The 16968-nt window shown below is 28.8% G+C and carries 22 protein-coding genes; all 22 read right to left on the reverse strand.

The window, feature by feature from the left end; translation table 11 throughout:
- Positions 1-7: 7 nt before the first annotated feature.
- The 22 genes from ACYUE0_RS06365 to ACYUE0_RS06470 all read right to left on the reverse strand — a co-directional run bounded on the left by ACYUE0_RS06365 (position 8) and on the right by ACYUE0_RS06470 (position 16968).
- Complete coding sequence (locus tag ACYUE0_RS06365; protein ID WP_460269905.1) at positions 8-769, reverse strand: FliH/SctL family protein; 762 nt, start codon at positions 767-769, stop codon at positions 8-10.
- Entirely contained in the window at positions 753-1769 is a 1017-nt protein-coding gene (gene fliG, locus ACYUE0_RS06370; protein ID WP_061994903.1) for a flagellar motor switch protein FliG, read from the reverse strand. Before fliG ends, ACYUE0_RS06365 begins: the two co-directional genes overlap by 17 nt.
- A gap of 3 nt (positions 1770-1772) precedes the next feature.
- A complete protein-coding gene (gene fliF, locus ACYUE0_RS06375; RefSeq protein WP_460269907.1) occupies positions 1773-3341 on the reverse strand; it encodes a flagellar basal-body MS-ring/collar protein FliF in 1569 nt (522 codons plus the stop codon).
- Positions 3342-3356: 15 nt separating this feature from the next.
- Complete coding sequence (fliE, locus tag ACYUE0_RS06380; protein ID WP_061994905.1) at positions 3357-3665, reverse strand: flagellar hook-basal body complex protein FliE; 309 nt, start codon at positions 3663-3665, stop codon at positions 3357-3359.
- Positions 3666-3674: 9 nt separating this feature from the next.
- Positions 3675-4106: a flagellar basal body rod protein FlgC gene (gene flgC / locus ACYUE0_RS06385; RefSeq protein WP_061994906.1), complete on the reverse strand. Its 432-nt coding sequence runs from the start codon at positions 4104-4106 to the stop codon at positions 3675-3677.
- Between the two features lie 3 nt (positions 4107-4109).
- Positions 4110-4496 (reverse strand): flagellar basal body rod protein FlgB, encoded by a 387-nt coding sequence (gene flgB, locus ACYUE0_RS06390; protein ID WP_082761149.1) that lies wholly within the window; start codon positions 4494-4496, stop codon positions 4110-4112.
- An 86-nt stretch (positions 4497-4582) separates the two neighbouring features.
- Complete coding sequence (locus ACYUE0_RS06395; protein WP_061994907.1) at positions 4583-5407, reverse strand: flagellin N-terminal helical domain-containing protein; 825 nt, start codon at positions 5405-5407, stop codon at positions 4583-4585.
- A gap of 797 nt (positions 5408-6204) precedes the next feature.
- Positions 6205-6549, reverse strand: coding sequence for a hypothetical protein (locus tag ACYUE0_RS06400; RefSeq protein WP_460269908.1), 345 nt, complete (start codon positions 6547-6549; stop codon positions 6205-6207).
- A gap of 5 nt (positions 6550-6554) precedes the next feature.
- Complete coding sequence (fliD, locus tag ACYUE0_RS06405; protein WP_460269909.1) at positions 6555-8066, reverse strand: flagellar filament capping protein FliD; 1512 nt, start codon at positions 8064-8066, stop codon at positions 6555-6557.
- A gap of 177 nt (positions 8067-8243) precedes the next feature.
- A complete protein-coding gene (gene fliS, locus ACYUE0_RS06410) occupies positions 8244-8633 on the reverse strand; it encodes a flagellar export chaperone FliS (protein WP_460269911.1) in 390 nt (129 codons plus the stop codon).
- 19 nt (positions 8634-8652) lie between these two features.
- Entirely contained in the window at positions 8653-9057 is a 405-nt protein-coding gene (locus ACYUE0_RS06415) for a flagellar protein FlaG (protein ID WP_061994911.1), read from the reverse strand.
- Between the two features lie 15 nt (positions 9058-9072).
- The gene (gene csrA / locus ACYUE0_RS06420) at positions 9073-9288 is read right to left on the reverse strand and encodes a carbon storage regulator CsrA (protein ID WP_010292432.1); all 216 of its coding nucleotides are present in this window, start codon (positions 9286-9288) and stop codon (positions 9073-9075) included.
- Positions 9282-9719 carry a flagellar assembly protein FliW gene (gene fliW, locus ACYUE0_RS06425; protein ID WP_460269912.1) on the reverse strand — a complete coding sequence of 146 codons (438 nt, stop codon included), beginning with the start codon at positions 9717-9719 and terminating at the stop codon, positions 9282-9284. The genes csrA and fliW overlap by 7 nt, the downstream gene beginning before the upstream one ends.
- A 19-nt stretch (positions 9720-9738) precedes the next feature.
- Positions 9739-10911 (reverse strand): flagellar hook-associated protein FlgL, encoded by a 1173-nt coding sequence (gene flgL, locus ACYUE0_RS06430; protein ID WP_199868836.1) that lies wholly within the window; start codon positions 10909-10911, stop codon positions 9739-9741.
- Between the two features lie 12 nt (positions 10912-10923).
- A complete protein-coding gene (gene flgK, locus ACYUE0_RS06435) occupies positions 10924-12531 on the reverse strand; it encodes a flagellar hook-associated protein FlgK (protein ID WP_199868834.1) in 1608 nt (535 codons plus the stop codon).
- Between the two features lie 12 nt (positions 12532-12543).
- Positions 12544-12960, reverse strand: coding sequence for a flagellar protein FlgN (locus tag ACYUE0_RS06440; RefSeq protein WP_460269913.1), 417 nt, complete (start codon positions 12958-12960; stop codon positions 12544-12546).
- Complete coding sequence (flgM, locus tag ACYUE0_RS06445; RefSeq protein ID WP_199868830.1) at positions 12960-13238, reverse strand: flagellar biosynthesis anti-sigma factor FlgM; 279 nt, start codon at positions 13236-13238, stop codon at positions 12960-12962. The genes ACYUE0_RS06440 and flgM overlap by 1 nt, the downstream gene beginning before the upstream one ends.
- Positions 13239-13448: 210 nt before the next feature.
- A complete protein-coding gene (fliY, locus tag ACYUE0_RS06450) occupies positions 13449-14576 on the reverse strand; it encodes a flagellar motor switch phosphatase FliY (RefSeq protein WP_460269914.1) in 1128 nt (375 codons plus the stop codon).
- Positions 14569-15561, reverse strand: a complete 993-nt coding sequence (fliM, locus tag ACYUE0_RS06455; protein WP_061994918.1) for a flagellar motor switch protein FliM — start codon at positions 15559-15561, stop codon at positions 14569-14571. Before fliM ends, fliY begins: the two co-directional genes overlap by 8 nt.
- Positions 15562-15591: 30 nt before the next feature.
- Positions 15592-15990, reverse strand: coding sequence for a chemotaxis protein CheW (locus ACYUE0_RS06460; protein WP_010292448.1), 399 nt, complete (start codon positions 15988-15990; stop codon positions 15592-15594).
- 11 nt (positions 15991-16001) lie between these two features.
- Entirely contained in the window at positions 16002-16361 is a 360-nt protein-coding gene (locus ACYUE0_RS06465; RefSeq protein ID WP_061994919.1) for a response regulator, read from the reverse strand.
- Positions 16354-16968 carry a chemotaxis protein CheC gene (locus ACYUE0_RS06470; protein ID WP_061994920.1) on the reverse strand — a complete coding sequence of 205 codons (615 nt, stop codon included), beginning with the start codon at positions 16966-16968 and terminating at the stop codon, positions 16354-16356. Before ACYUE0_RS06470 ends, ACYUE0_RS06465 begins: the two co-directional genes overlap by 8 nt.

Raw genomic sequence — 16968 nt, forward strand, 5'->3', positions numbered from 1 at the left:
CTTTTAGCTATCTTTCCATAATTAATTCTTTTAATTTGTCCATAATATAATCAATACCTATCTCAACTTTTCCATTTTCTTTTTCTATAATGGCAACTCCATCTTCTAGTGAGTTATCCTCTACAATAAATATATCTCCACTAAAAGCTAACCTATTAATCATATTAAGCTTTTCATCTTCTAATGAATTTTTATATTTACAGTTGCATCTTATAATAAAATAATTTTCATTTTTTTCTTTCGAAAGAATATCATAGACAATATTGTTTAATGCATCGAAGTTGCTTAATTCCTTTTTTAACACTTCATTAACAGAAATTAATACAAGGTTTCTAAAATGCTCTTCTTTTTCTTCAACATACTTTTTATATTCTTCTTTAGCATTTGCAAGTACTGCCTTAGCATTTTCTATTATAAGAGCACCCTCATTTAAAGACTTTTCCATTCCTTCATCATAGCCTTTTTCAAAACCATTATTATATCCTTCTAAACTTCCTTTTTCAAAAGCATTGGTCTCTATTTCTTTAGCATCTTCTGATGCCTTAACTAAAATTTTGTCACTTTTTATTTGAGCATTTTTTATAATGCTATCAGCCATATTTTCCATACTTTTTAAAAGTTCATCATTATTAACTATATTAATAGTTTTCTCATTCTCTTTTCTATCTTCTTTTTCCTTATCAACAAGTTTGAAATTAATGGCAGAGATTTCTTTTTTTCCTTCTGTTATAACATCTTTGTTTTTAATAATATTATAAGATGATTGCATCCTCTCCACCTCTTGCTATTTGTATTTCACCAGCATCTTCTAATCTTCTTATTATTGCAACAACCTTTTGTTGAGCTTTTTCAACTTCAACAAGCCTTACTGGACCTAAGAATTCCATGTCCTCTTTTAGTGTAGCCGCTGCCCTCTTAGACTGATTCTTAAATATGGCATTTGCAACTTCTTCAGAGCACCCCTTAAGGGCAAGACATAATTCTTTATTATCCACTTCACGTAATATTCTTTGAATAACTGGATCTCCAAGAGTAATAATATCCTCAAATACGAACATAGATTCCTTAACTTTTTCTGCAAGTTCACTATCTTCATGATCTAAAGCTTCTGTAATATTTTTTTCTGTACTTCTATCAACCTGATTTAATATATTTACTAAGGAAGGAACACCTCCCACAATAGTACTTTCACTATTGTGGATTATATTAGATAACTTATCATTAAGCACTCCTTCGATTTCCTTAATAACCACAGGGTATATAGTGTTCATAGTGGCTATCCTATAAGCAACTTCCGCTTGAAGTTCAGGAGGAAGTTCTGACATTATTTGTCCTGCTTTATCCGGTTGAAGATAACAAAGTATTAACGCTATTGTTTGAGGATGTTCATTACGTATAACATTCATAAGCTGAGTTGCATCAGCTTTTCTAGCAATAGAGAATGGTCTGTATTGCTGGGTTGCTTCTGTAACTCTTTCTAATATTTCTGATGCTCTTTGAGTTCCTAATGCCTTAGATAAAAGATTTCTTGCATACTCTATTCCACCTTCTAAAATATAATCTTTAGCCTTATTCATCTCTAAGAATTCATCTAATATAAATTTTCGTTGTTGTGACGATACTGAGCTCATGTTAGCAATTTCATAAGTTACCTTTTGTATATCTTTTTCTGGTAGCCTTTTTATAATTCCTGAAGATGCTTCAGGCCCTAATGTTATAAATAATATTGCCGCTTTTTGAACACCGGTCAATTTCTCTACTTTAGCCATAAATTATCCCCTTTCATCATCTGCTAACCATGATTTAACAACATCTGCTACCTGTTCTGGCTTATTAGTTGCATACTTTTTAACTTCACCTGTAACATGCTCATTTTCATTTTTAGCGTCTAAATTTAAAGTTTCAAAAACTTCTTTTGGTTTTACGTCATCTCCGATTATAATATCAAAGTTTGAATCCTCATCTTCATACTCTTCTTCATCTTCTCCCCTTGATTTCTTAACTGCTAAAATTATTGCTAAAATTGCTATAAGCGCACCAACTCCACCTACTACCATAGCTATAATCTTGTTTCTTTTCGCAGCAGCTTCTTGTTTTTTCATATCTTCTAATTCTTTTTGAGCTGCTTCTTTTTCTGCATTATCAAAATCTAATGATTCAACAGTTACTGAATCTCCTCTTTTTTTATCTAATCCAATAGACTCGGTAACTAGATTTCTTATAGCATTTTTTGCTTGAGCATCTACTTTACCATCTACTACTACAGATGCTGATAATTTTTGAACTTCTCCTGGTGCTTTAATAACTGTTTGTTCCTTTTTAGATAGCTCATAATTTGTAGTATTTTCTTTATGAGTAACTCCTTTTTCTGTCTCTTCATTATTCTGAGTGTTATTCATATTATTATCTACTGGACTACCTGATGTGTTACCACTATCATTTTCTGTAGTAACAACTTCATGATTACTTACAACTGCGCCTTCTTTACCATAATCCACACTATTTTGCTCTACTGCATCAAAATTTAATTCTGCATTTACAGATACTCTAACTTTGTCTTTATATATAGGTTCAAGTACATTCATTATTTTTTTTGAATATTCTTCTTCCAATTGCTTTTTAGCTTGTAATTGCTTTTCAGTAGAATTAATAGATTTATTTTCACCTTTTTCATCATAAAGACCTTCTGTTAATAACTTGAAATCGTCAGATACAACAGTTACATTTTCATTTGGAAGGTTTTCTACACTTCCTGAAATCAATGAAACAATAGCCTTTACTTGATCCTCAGATAATTGCTTGCCTTTGCTCATTAATAATGTTACTGATGCCGATGCTGGAGTCGGTTTAGTTATAAATGCAGATTTATCTGGTATAACTAAATTAACTTTTGCATTCTCCACTTCCTCAAAAGATTTTATAGTTCTTTCTAATTCTCCAGCTAACGCCCTTTGATACATAACTTTAGTTTCTGTATCTGTAGAACCTACTGAACTTTTCTCATCAAACAATTCAAAACCATTGCTACCTTCTTTGAAAGATACTTGTGATAATAATTCCATTCTTAACTTATCTACATTTTTCTTTTCTACTAAAATAGAATCCCCTTGAATTCTATATTTATATTTTTTCTCTTCTAATTTTTCTATTACTGCGCCTGAATCCTCTGCTGTCATTTTGGAGAATAATACTGCATATTTAGGTTTTAAAGCAAGTACTGACATCGTTATTACAGTTATTATAGCAACGGAGGTAAGTATAGCTACAGCTATCTTTTTAGCCTTGCTCATTTCTTTTATTTTATCTTTTTGCTCTTTTAAGCTCTCAGATAGCTTACTCATTCTGTGCACTCCTTACTATATTTGCATTTTATTAAATTCTTCATAGGCATTTATAAGCTTATTTCTTACTTGAACTGCTAGTTCTAATGTCAATCTAGCTTCTTCCGCTGAAACCATTGCTTCATGTAAATTAACATCACCTTTTATAAAACCATTTGTTTCTTCTTCTGCTTTTACTTGTGTTTCATTAACCTTATTTAAAGCCGAATTTAACATTTCAGAAAAACTACTTCCTATATTGTTTTGCTCATTCTTATTCTCAATATTTCCTTTTACCCCTTCATTAAAAACCTTAATGCCGGGAACAAATTCGTTTGTTACCATAAAATTCACCTATCTTCCAATTTCTAATGTTTTTGATATCATATTCTTTTGAGTATTTAATGCTGTTATATTTCCTTCGTAGGCTCTTGAAGCAGCAATTAAATCTACTGTTTCATTTAATATATTTACATTAGGCATTGTTACATATCCCTTTTCATCTGCATCAGGATGGGATGGATCATAAACTTTTTTTAGTGGAGATTTATCATCTTCAACACCGACTGCTTTAATTCCCATCGGTTTTAGTTCTACCTTACCACTTGACTTATCTATCTCTTTTTGTAAATTTTCTTCAAAGGTTGCAATTTTTCTTACATAAGGCTTTCCATCAACGCCTCTTGTAGTATTTGCATTTACTATATTAGATGTTATTGTATCTAGTCTTAATCTTTCTGCTGAAAGACCACTAGCACTTATTCTCATACCTCTAAATGCTTCCATCTATTAATTACCTCCTTTTATCACTGTACTTCTCATATTGAATCTAGTATTAGCTTGTTTTACTAGCGCATCATACATTAAACTATTTGATGCTGCACTGGTCATTTCACTTTCTATATCAACATTATTTCCGTCTTCTCTCATACTAGATTTATTATCTTTTTTTACTTCTATATCATCTGCAGAAAACCCCATATGTTTATTGCTAGTTTTTTTTAATTCATAATTTTTTGAATTTTCCTCTTTAAGTGCTTCATCAAAATTAACATATTCTCTTTTATAATCCTTTGTATTTACATTTGATATGTTATTGTTTATAACCTTTCCACTTAAAGTTGTTACATCCATTCCTTTTTTTATTAAATTATATGTAACATTATCTATTCCCAATATTATCCCTCCTCTTTATACACTTAACTTCAGAATTACATCAAAAACTAAAGCTTATTTCCCTATATAGTTTCACTTTAATTTCTTTATTTTTTACCTATATTTCCAATAATGTTCAGCACATCTTGAGGAAGCTTATTTGCCTGAACCATAAGTGATAATCCTGCATTTACTAGAACATTATTTTTAGTATACTCTATAATCTCCTCGCTAATATCTGCACCAGTTAAAGAGCTCTCCGCATTTTGTGTTTTTAATGATAATTCATTTAACATTTCAGTATTACTAGTTAATCTATTTGATATAGCTCCCATTTTACTTCTGCAATCGTTTAATTTACTTATAGCAGTATTTATTGTATCTATAGACTTATTTATTTCTTCTGTAGTTAATACTTTAATTTGTCCATCTAATCCTAACCCTGAAGAACTTAAATCACTTGTTGGGATTGTAGTTTGCTCGCCGGCATTACTACCACATTGAACTAGTATTCCTTTATCTGACGATAATATCTTTTTACCGTTTATTTCTGTATTTTTAGCTATATCATCAATTCCTTCTAATATAGAATTTATTTCCTCTTGAATTATTTTTTTATCTTCTTCAGAGCCTGTCCCCCCTGCCTGTATAGTAAGCTCTTTAATTCTTATTAATGAATCTGATATATTCTGCGATGCACTATCAGCTGTTTGTAACATACTTATAGTATCTTGTGTATTTCTTGATGCCATTTCTAATGATCTTATTTGTATTTTCATATGCTCACTACTAGACAATTTATTAGGATCATCCTTAGCTGTTGCAACTTTTAATCCTGAATGAATTCTGCTCATAGCTGCATTTTGTTTAGATAAATTTTTACAATAGGCATTATATATGTTTAGAGCTGACATATTATGATTTAATCTCATCTACTTCACTCCATATTCTTAATTTAATATTTGTAAACACTGTATACAACAAATAGTTTACCACACTCTTATATAAAGACAATTACATAAGTATTTAGTAAACTTTTCAATAATTTAGATCTATTCCATATATGTATACTACCTTTTAATCCCTTAATGCTATAGGTAAACAAGCTCCAATTTAAATTTATTCAATAACCTTAAAATATTTTTATAAAAGATATAGTGTTGAATTCTAAGTGTTTCAGAGCATGTCTCACTATTTTGGGCATCCAAATTTTAAAATGAATAATTTTAAAAGTCAACTTGGAACCCTATAGTATACGAATTATATTAACATTGGATATTAATATATAAGTAAATCAAGCAAAAATTTCAACTTATACATTATCCAATTTTAAAATCATAATACTATAATGTTGATAGCGTCACTATAGTATTATGATTAAATTTGGGTTGATTTTTATAAACACATTTTTCGATAGTTATCATGTCTCACTATTTTGGGTATCCAAGTTTTAAAATAATCAATTTTAAAAGTTAACTTGAAACCCTATAGTTTATATTAAACAAGGTAGGTTGTCTTGTTTATTAGAACTTAAACACTTTTCTTACTTCTATATTAAGTTTTTAAATTTGCTTTTTCAATAAACTTGTCACAAAATGCACTTTAATTGTAACATATATACAAAATTATCATATATTTATCAAAAAATATCATAACTTCTATAATTTTATGAAATTTTATAAAAAAATTAAAGTCTACATAAACTTTTTATGTAGACTTTGTTTTAAATTTATACTTTTTCATTTATGAAATAAGAATTTCTATAAAAATCTTTATTATATTGATTATTAGCTACTTTATTTTTTGATATAATTTTTATCTTATCCTTTATTTCATCTTTTCTTGTGTTAAATAAAATTTTAATCTTTTTCTCATCCTCTAATAAATTTAATTTACATATAACACTTTTTAATCTTTCTTTATCTACATTAGAATTTTCTATTTTATTTATTATCATTTGTTTTTCTATAATTAAGCTTTCTATATTATCATAAGACGCATTTTCAATATCTTCACTAAGGCTTCTTATTATTTCTTGATTTATAGAAGAACATCTTTCAAGTAAATTTTCCATGTATCTTAACTACCCATCTGCTGTGTAAACCAATTCATTTGAGAATTTAATGAATTCATAACCTTCTCTAACTGAGCAAACTGTAGATAATATCTATTTTCCATTTCATTCATTTTCTTTACTTGTTCTTTTATCATATCTTCTTTATCTAATATGCTTTTAGTTAAAATATTATTCTTATCTGTTACACTACCTTCAATTCCAGCTTTTTCTAGTAGTAATCCTCTATTTCCAGTATCACCTAATATTCTTGTACTTGCATATTTTTTAAATGTTGTATCTACTTTTTCCATTCCTGTTTTAAAAGTATTAAATGTTTTTTCTGCATCTTCATTTAAGGCTTTTTTAAACTTATCTTCATCTAAAACAAGTTTTCCACCTTCTCGCACATTATCAGATGTTTCTATCCCTATACTAAATAAAGTATCCTTATCTCCAAACATATCCATTCTTAACTCTGACATCATGTTCTTAAGATAACTATCTCCTTTTAATATACCTTTTTTAGATTGTTCTTCCCATTTTTTTATTTCTTCCTCTTTCATATCTTTCTTTTCATCATCTGTAAGAGGCTTATAACTATAATTTCTTTTTTCTGTATTAAGTTTGTTAACCTTATCTATTAATTTATTATAATCTTCAATAAAGCTTTTAACTGTTTCCATTGCTTTACCATTGTCTTTAGTTATAGTTATAGTAAAATCTCCATCTTCGCTAGATACTTTACCATTTAAATCAGTATTTATTCCATTTAAATCAAAGTTTATTCCATCTTTTGAAAATTTATTTGTTTCACTATTTATATCTCCACTTTGTCCATTAGGAAGTGTTACTTTACAAGATGCGTTTTCACCTTTTGCTATATTCTCTGTTCCATCATCGGCTAAAACATTTAGTTTAAGTTTATCTTTTAGAAACTCTCCACCACTAATAACTTTTAAATTTGAATTAACCCCTGTTTTTAATGTACTTAATTCAAAGCTCTCAGTAATTTCACTATATTCAAGCTTTATTTCACCCTTACTTGCCTCTGATATAGCTTTAGCTAAATCACCAATTGTCATATCAGCAGTTGCTTCAACTTTGATAGTTTCTGTACTTTTGTTAACTTGAAATTCAAATGTTTTATCTTTACCTATTTTTGTTGACATATCTATTTCTTTCTCAACTTTTTCACCTTTAAAACTAGCATTTTCTGCAAGTTGTTCTACATTAACTTTATATGTTCCTTCTTTAGCCTCTGAATTTGCTGATATGTTTAACATTTCATTACTGCATTTAACTTTAGAACTATTTAAAGACTCTGAAGATAGTAAGTACGTATCTTTATTTAAAACATCAAAATATTTACCCATTAACCCATGAACGTCTTTTATAATGTCTCTATATATTTCTTGTTGCCAAAGCACTACTTGTTGTTGTTGCTTCATCGAATCTATTTTAAGCTGTTGTGGTTTAAGCATGTCTTTTATCATGGTATCTGTATCCATGCCTGTTGCCATACCTGTTATTCTCATATATTTCACCTCTCTAAAATTATAGGTTTTAAATTTAATGAATAAACTTAAATATAAACTTGTTTTCCTATAACAATATAGGGAATAAATTAGTTTTTATTCCCTACATACCTCTTAGCTAATATAATTAACATATTTATAAAAATTCAATGTATATGTTAATTTATATTTTCTTACTTATCTTTGTTTAGCTGATATTTTATATGCATCATTCCACATACTTCTAATATCTTCTATAAGTGGTATAATCTCATCCATTATCTTTATGTCAGATTTTATATTAGCTTCCATTAATCTATTATTTATAAATTCATATACAGATGATAAACCATCTATCCATTGTAGATTCGTACTTCTATCTAATGATATCATTAACTCATAAAATATATCCTGAGTTTTTACTAAGTTTTCATGCTTCTGTTTTATATCCTTGTCTAATATTGCTTGTCTTCCTATTTTGGCATATTTTACTGCTCCGTCTAAAAGCATCAATAATAATTGCTCTTTTGAAGCATAGTTTATGCTATTATTTTTATAAGCATTATATCCATTAGCATAAGAATTCATCCTTTAACCCACCTTTTACCTATGCTTTTTCATCTAGTAGAACTCCTGCCATTTCACACATAGCTGCCACCATATCTAATATTTTTTTAGGTGGTATTTCTTTTATTACTTTATCGTTTTCTTTATCCATTATTTTTACTATAAAAGTATTTCTAAAGAATTCATGCTGTTCATATTTTACATAGGAATCATGTTCCTTTAAAAATACATTTAATTTTTCTACAGCATTCTTTAATTTCTTCTCTTCAATATTTTCCTTTGAATTATATTTATCATTCAAACCAATACCTTTATTTTTTTCACCTTGAATATCTGAAGCTTTGTCTTGTTGTTCTACTAAATTAGCATCTTTTTTTTTGTTAGAATTTAATTTATTATAGTTTACTTCCTTGTTATCTACAATTTTCATTGTTCCAACTTCCATGTTTACACCTCTTAATTATTTTTTTAATTTTCCAAGGATTGAGGTATCTACTGAGACTGCATTTTTATTTTCTATAGTTACAGCATCCTTCAATTCCTTTCTTAGGATTGTAACATCTTTTGGTGCATTTATAGATAATTTTACTGACCCATTATCTAGTTTAACTACAACGATTTCAACATCTTCACCTATTAATATAGATTCCCCTTTTTTTCTACTTACAACTAACATTTTAAATTCTCCTTAAATAGTACTTCCTTTATATTATAGCTTTCATTATCTATTATAATTTGTTTTCCAAGATTGCTACTTATATTTAAAACTATAGGGGCTTTTAAATTAGTTGTAATTTTATTTATATCTGAATTTAATGTTACTGTAGTATAAACCGCTACTTCTTTTTCATTTTTAATCTTTAATTTAGATACTATTTTATCACTCAAATTAAACTCATAATCTTTCCTTACTAAAAATGGTGACATAATAACTATGCCTACTGATTCATCTTCAAGTGAATGAATAACTTTAAAATCTTCATTATCTTTTAGTGAAAATATTATATATTTTTTTAAATGCTCAAATCCTAAAAGACCATCACTTAAAGTTATAATTTCATCTTCATCATATTTTATAATGCCATGATACTTAGTCTTTAGTTCCATAATTTTTACTCCTTGTTCATTATCTTATAAAGTCTAATAAAGATGGTGGTAATATTTTAGATGCTGTTTGAAGCGATGCTAAATAAACAGTTTGTATCATTCCCATCTCCATGCTTTTTTCCACCCAGTCTATATCTTCATTGTAAGACAATATTGCTTTAAGGTTTATATTTTGGTCTTCATTTACATTTTTTGCACCTTTCATTCTATTTTGAAAAGTTCCAACCTTTGAACGAACACTTAAAAGATTACTAATTGCACTATCTAATCTTTCTAAGTCCTCATTATTAACTTTGGATATATCTCCATCTTCTCCTAAATCCTTTATTATATCATTTAATAAACCACTTAAAGTATCATCAGAAAAAGTTTTAGTTGTAGTTATCTTATTATCTATAGTTATTCCAGCTTCAGTTCCATCTTCTTTTAATAACTTTCCAGTATCTTTATCTACTTTTAACAACTTACCATCCTTATCAGTAAGTTTTCCGTCATTACTAACTGAAATGGCTCCTCCATTATACTGAATTTTATCGCCACTTTCATCTATTAAATATGAATCACTATTTACTCGTAGAGTGTTGCCATTTGCATCAAGCTTCACAGCCTTTTTATTTTTATCCTCTAAAGTTTGATTTTTAAAGTTTAAAAATTCATTAGCATTAACACTATATTCAATAACAACTCCAGAGGAGATTTCAACCTTTAAATTGTCTCCAATGGTTCCAGAGATAAGTTCTCCATCTTCACCTACAGTGGTAGGTTTTTTGTCACCATGGGTTCCACCAAAAATATATTTTCCATCAAAGGACGTATTTAATATTTGAGAAATTTCATTTACTTTCTCTGATATTTCATCTTTAACTGCTTTTAACTCATCTTTATCATAAGTACCATTTCCAGCTGAAACCATAAGTTCTCTTATTCTACTTAAAGACTTACCTAAATTATCTAATGCACTATCTGTTGTATCTAACCAGTTTATAGTATGATTTATATTAGTGTTATACTGCTCATTTGCATAAATTTCACTGTATATTTGCATAGAACGGGCTGCTCTAAATGGACTATCAGATGGTCTTTTAAATTCTTTACCTGTATCAAGTTGCTCTTGTTTACGTTTCATATGATTTAAGTTTATATTCATATCTGCTAAAAATGAATTTGACATCATTTTGTTAGTTATTCTCATAAAACCACCGTCCTAACGTTTTAATCCATTTATTACTACATCTAATAATTCATCTACAGTGGATATCATCTTTGCATTTGCTTGATAAGCATGATTAAACTGAACTAAATTTATAGTCTCTTCATCAATAGAAACTCCTGATGTAGACTCTCTTTTTTCAATAAAACTACCTAATAATATTTGTTTATTAGCAACATCTCTTTTAGCAGCTTGAGCTTCAATACCTAAGGTATTTATTATGCCTTTATAATATCCTTCTACACTTGCACCATCTTTATTATTTTCAAAGGTTACAATGCCTTCTGAAGTAACACCATCTTTTGTCTTATAACCATTATGTTTTTTAAAATCATCTAATGTAGTGTCTTTGTTTACACCATTTGTTTCATCATCTATTATAAATTTTATATCCCTAAGTTGTGCTATAACCAAGGCTCTTTTTCCATCTGTTCCACCACTATCTAAACCACTACTTACATTTAGAAGCATAGGATTTTTCAACAAATCCTCATTTATAGTTATATTTCCTGCAGTTATATTCATACCTGAATCGTCATTACCTATTTTATCTTCCTCTGTTCCATCAGTGAAAAAGTTTCTATTTCCACCACCATCTGAATGTATTGCATTAGTAGATAATGCTATAGTTTTTGCTAAGTTATCTAATTTATCTATGTTAGATTGTATTTTTTCATCTAATTTTAGTAATCCACCTAATGTTCCAGCTGATGGCTTAAAATCAACTATCTTAATAGTTAACTCAACTTCATACTGACTATCAGAACCTTTTCCTTCTTCATTTGATTCAATATTTTTACTAGTTTCTTTTGTAGCAACAAATTGATATCCTTTACCTTCTTCATACCTTATATGATATTTTAAATCACTATCTGTATCCTGTATTAAATTTATATCAGTTCCTTCTGGTTTTAATGATATTCCATTAAGATTCTCTGAAGTTACATCAATACCAAATTTTGTACTTAATTCATCTAATAATAAATCTCTAGAATCTAATAGATCATTAGGATTATTTCCGGCAAAAGTAACCTTTTTTATCTCTTTGTTAAGTTCATTTATTTGATCCAATAAATTATTTATATCTTCTACTGATTGTTTTTTTTCTGTCTCTAAGTTTCCTTTAGTATCTTCCAGTTGTTTATGTGTATGATTTAATAAATCTGTTAATTGTTTAGCTGTTTGAACTACTACTTGTCTTGCTTCTGATTTTTCTGGGTTTAATGATAATGTTTGCCATGCATCATAATACTCTGACAATAACTTTGATATAGCTGTATCGCTAGGCTCATTAAATATCCCTTCAATTTCAGATAAATATTTTTCTTTAGCTATTGAGTCAGCAAGATTACTAGACTCTCTTCTTATTTGATAATCTAAAAAAGTATCTCTTGTTCTTGTTATAGCTACTACATTTACCCCTGTTCCTATTTGACCTGGACCTGCAAGTGTTATAGGACGACTAGCGGATAAAATAGCATGTTGTCTTGAATACCCAGGAGTATTCACATTAGACATGTTATGTGATGTAGTGTTAAGAGCAGATTGTTGCGCAAGCATACCTAATTTAGATACTTGCATTGTCCCAAACAAACCTGACATTTTATCACCTCGCTACCTTCTAATTTTCCCATAAGAATTATAAGTGTTTATGGCACCTTTATCTTGTGGTTTTAACATGTTAATCATTGCATTAGTATAATTTAGTGCTTGCTTTAACAAAATGCTATTACTATCTTTTTGCATCTTTGTTTCCTCTAAAAGCATAATGCAATCATCATAATTTTTTTCTAATTCTCTATCTTTATATTCATCTATTACTTCTTTCATAGATCTTCCTTTTGTAATTTTTCTTCTTTCCATTTCAATTATTGCAATTTCTTTATTTGATTTTTCAATGTTAGAAATGATTGACTCCAACCCCAAAGCATCATCTTTAACTATTAAATTGTATTGTTGTTCTAATAAATTTAAAACTTCTCTAATAGCTTGTTTTTCCTTAATTAAAATATCATTCAATTTATTATTCATTAGTAGTATTCTCTCCCATTTAAATGTTCTATGATTTTTTCTGCTACTAACTTACTATCAACCTTATAAGTTCCTTCTTTGATTTGAGCTTTTATTTTCTCAATTCTTTCAGTAGAGGCTTCTTTTAAATCAGTTGCAGCCATAGTATTTAAAGTTTTTCCTAAGTTTGAAATTTCACAGCTATCTTTAATTGAAACTTCATTAGTTTTAGCCACTGTTTTATTCACATTTTTATATGAATTAATGGCCATAAAATTTGATGTACTATTAATTTTCATTTTTCATACCTACCTTGTGTTTATTCTAATAATTATATCGTTATCTTATATTAAAAGTTTATAGAAGAAAGTTTAAAAAATTATACTAAATTTAAATAAAAGTTAACATTTTTAAAATAAAAGGCTGCGAAAAATATATTTAATATACTTATTCACAGCCTTTTATTTATATCAATAGATTATAACTCTTAAAAATGTATACCATTGATTTTATTTACCAAGACTTCTAACTCTTTCTTCACCACTTACTATTCCTGTGATTTTAACACCAAAATTTTCATCAACTACAACTACTTCACCATAGGCTATTTTTTTGCCATTAACTAAGATATCCACTGGTTCCTCTGCTAATGTGTCTAACTCTATTAGTGATCCTGTAGTTAATTCTAATACTTCTCTTATATTTTTTCTAGTTTTACCAAGCACAACAGATACTTCTAGTGGTACATCTAGTATTAAATCTATATTATTTGGCATACTTGTAGTTGGTCTATTATTCAATTGACTAAAGGCAGCTTGTCTAACTTGAACCGGCTCATCATTAGTCTCTATTGATTTTGGTTCATAATCATAGTTAACATTTTCATTTTTTATCTGAATTTCTTCATTTGTGTTATTTTCTTCCACTACATTTTCTTCTTTAGGCGTAGTTTCTTCTTCTGTTCCCATCATTATAGTTATAATTTTTTGAGCAGTAACTAGTGGTAATACTTGCATAATACTACTGTCTACTAAATCTTCAATATTCATTCTAAATGATATAAATGCAATTTCTTCTTCTTCATTAATTTCTTCTGATAATGGTGATGTTGTTTCATCACAAATACTTGATAATGGTGGTGAAATATTTACTTCTCGTCTGAACATAGTAGCCATAGAAGTAGCAGCCGAACCTATCATTTGATTCATAGCTTCAGATACTGCACTAATTTCTATTTCTGAAAGCTCACTGATTCCATCTACTTTTCCATCTCCACCCATCATAAGGCTTGCAATAACCGCTGCATCGCTTATTTTCATTATTAATAAATTTCCACCCATTATTCCACTAGTAAATTTAACATCTAAAACTACATTTGGCGTTTCAAAGCCTTCTCTTACTTTTCTTAAAGTACTTACTTGTATATTTGGTGTAGTTATATTTACCTTTTTTCCTATAATGGTGGAAAGCGCTGTTGCAGCGGATCCCATAGAAATATTTCCAACTTCACCAAGAAGATCTTTTTCTATATCACTTAAAACTTCCTTTTCTTTTTCCTTTTCACTCTCTTTAGGTGAAGAGTCATTTCCATTTAATAAAGAATCTATTTCTTCTTGTGATAGAAATCCGTTACTCATCGTTCTCCACATCCTCGCTTATATATTCTATTATTTGAACTGCTCTTTGCTTTCCACTTAAGCCAGGTTTACCAATATAAGTCAATTGTTCTTCTACATAAACCTCTGCTGGTGAATCTATATTATTATCTAAAGTTATAACATCTCCTATATTTAAAGATAAGAAATCACTAACTGTTATTTCTGTTTTTCCAAGTATAGATAAAATATCTACATTTACTTTATCTAGTCTATGTCTTACCTTCTTCTTATGCTCATTTGCTAGTTCGTCATCATTGCTAAACCAATATCTAATTACGAGCTTATCTAAAACTTTCTCTATACTAAGATATGGTATACAAATATTCATAAACATAGTAGTGCTAAACATTTCAACGGTAAATGTTATAAGAGCAACTGGCTCATTAGGCGCTAGAGTTTGATTTAATGCTGGATTCGTTTCTATTTCTTGAATTTCTGGTTGTACGTCTAAAACATCTTCCCATGCTAATTTCAAATTTGATACTAATCCACTATTTAAAACTTTAATAAGTTTCTTTTCTATTTCTGTAAGCTCCTTTAATTTAGGCTTTTTATAACCTGAACCTCCTGCTAAAACATCATACATTCTAAGAACAAATTCTGCATTAGTTTCAAGTAATATATCTCCACTTAATGGTGGCATTTTAAAAAGTGTAAGCACTGTAGGATTTGGTATAGAGTGAATAAACTCTTCATAAGTTATTTGCTGAACACTTTCTACATTAACTTTTATATTACTTCTAAGTTGTGCAGTTAAATAATTAGAAATTATTCTACTGTAATTGTCATGAACAAGCTCTAAAGTTCTTATATGATCTTTAGTAAATTTTTGAGGCCTTCTAAAATCATAAGGTTTTACTTTAACTTTCTCTTCCTTCACTTCCAATGAATCTGCCTCTAAATCTCCAGAAGATAAAGCAAGCAAAAGAGCATCTATTTCTCTTTGAGATAATACTTCTGACATTACTCTACCTCATTCCTATATTCGTAGATTTTATATATTTATTTTATCAAAATCTAATAAAGTTATAATTCTATCTTTTAAATTAATTACACCTTTTATAAATACTTTTTCCTTATCACTAACTACTCTTTCTACAGAACCATCTTCTACTTCTAACACCTCATCTACTGAATCTACTGTAATACCAACAGCCTCATCTTCTAGATTTAATATTATAATATTTTGTTCCTCGGTATTAGCTGATTTCATATTTAATACTAAGTTTATATCTAAAATTGTAATTATAATCCCTCTTAAATTTATAAGCCCTTTTATATGACTTGGTGCCTTGGGTACTAATGTGATGTTCATCATATCACATATACTTTGAACTTTGCTAGTTTCAACAGCAAATTGTTCATCCCCAATCCTAAAAACAACAACTTGCATTGCTAGTCCCCCTATCCAATTACTTTATTTATAGCTTCTAATACTCTATCTGCTTGGAAAGGCTTAACTATAAAATCTTTTGCACCTGCTCTTATAGCATCCATAACCATGCTTTGTTGACCCATTGCACTACACATTACTATTTTGGCATTTGGATCAAACTCTTTTATAGCTTTTACAGCTTCTATACCATCCATATCCGGCATAGTTATATCCATTGTAACCACATCTGGTTTCTCAGATTTATAAAGTTCTACAGCCTTTATTCCATTTGGTGCTTCTCCTACTACTTCAAATCCATTCTTTTCAAGAATGTCCTTTATCATCATTCTCATAAATGTTGCGTCATCAACTATTAATACTTTAGCCATTTAAATTTCCCTCCATTATTCCTAAAGATTTCAATATTTTTTCTAATGAGCCAGGCATAGGAATATAATAAAAATGCCCGTTTAATGTTTCGTTTTCTTGAATAAATTCTGTTTCAATATCTAAAACAGACTCTCCATATTGACCAGCTTCCATAAATGTTGTTGAAAGTATAGCCCCTATCATATCACTAGCCACTGCTGGCACAGAAAGCGTTAAGCTCAAATTTGTAAGTGATGCAATGGCATTTATATAAGTGGATGAAATTATATTGCCAACCTCGGCTAAAACCGATAGTCCCATTTCATTTACTTCATCTCCACATTGGCCACAAAGACTACTTATTATATCCAAAAGAGAGTTTTCATCTATTATAAATAACATATTTCCTGGTGCATCACCAAGCACTCTAATTACAACTGCATAGACTAAATCTTCAGCATCATTTTCAAATATTTCTTCGTAAGGTATTAAATTTACTTTAGGAAAAGTTATATCAACCTTTTTATTTAAAAGATTAGATAATGCTGTTGCAGAATTTCCTATTCCTATATTTCCTACTTCCCTTAGTGCATCTAACTGGAGATCAGTTAGCTTCGTATATTCCAA

It is taken from the genome of Clostridium sp. CTA-19, from assembly GCF_054767855.1.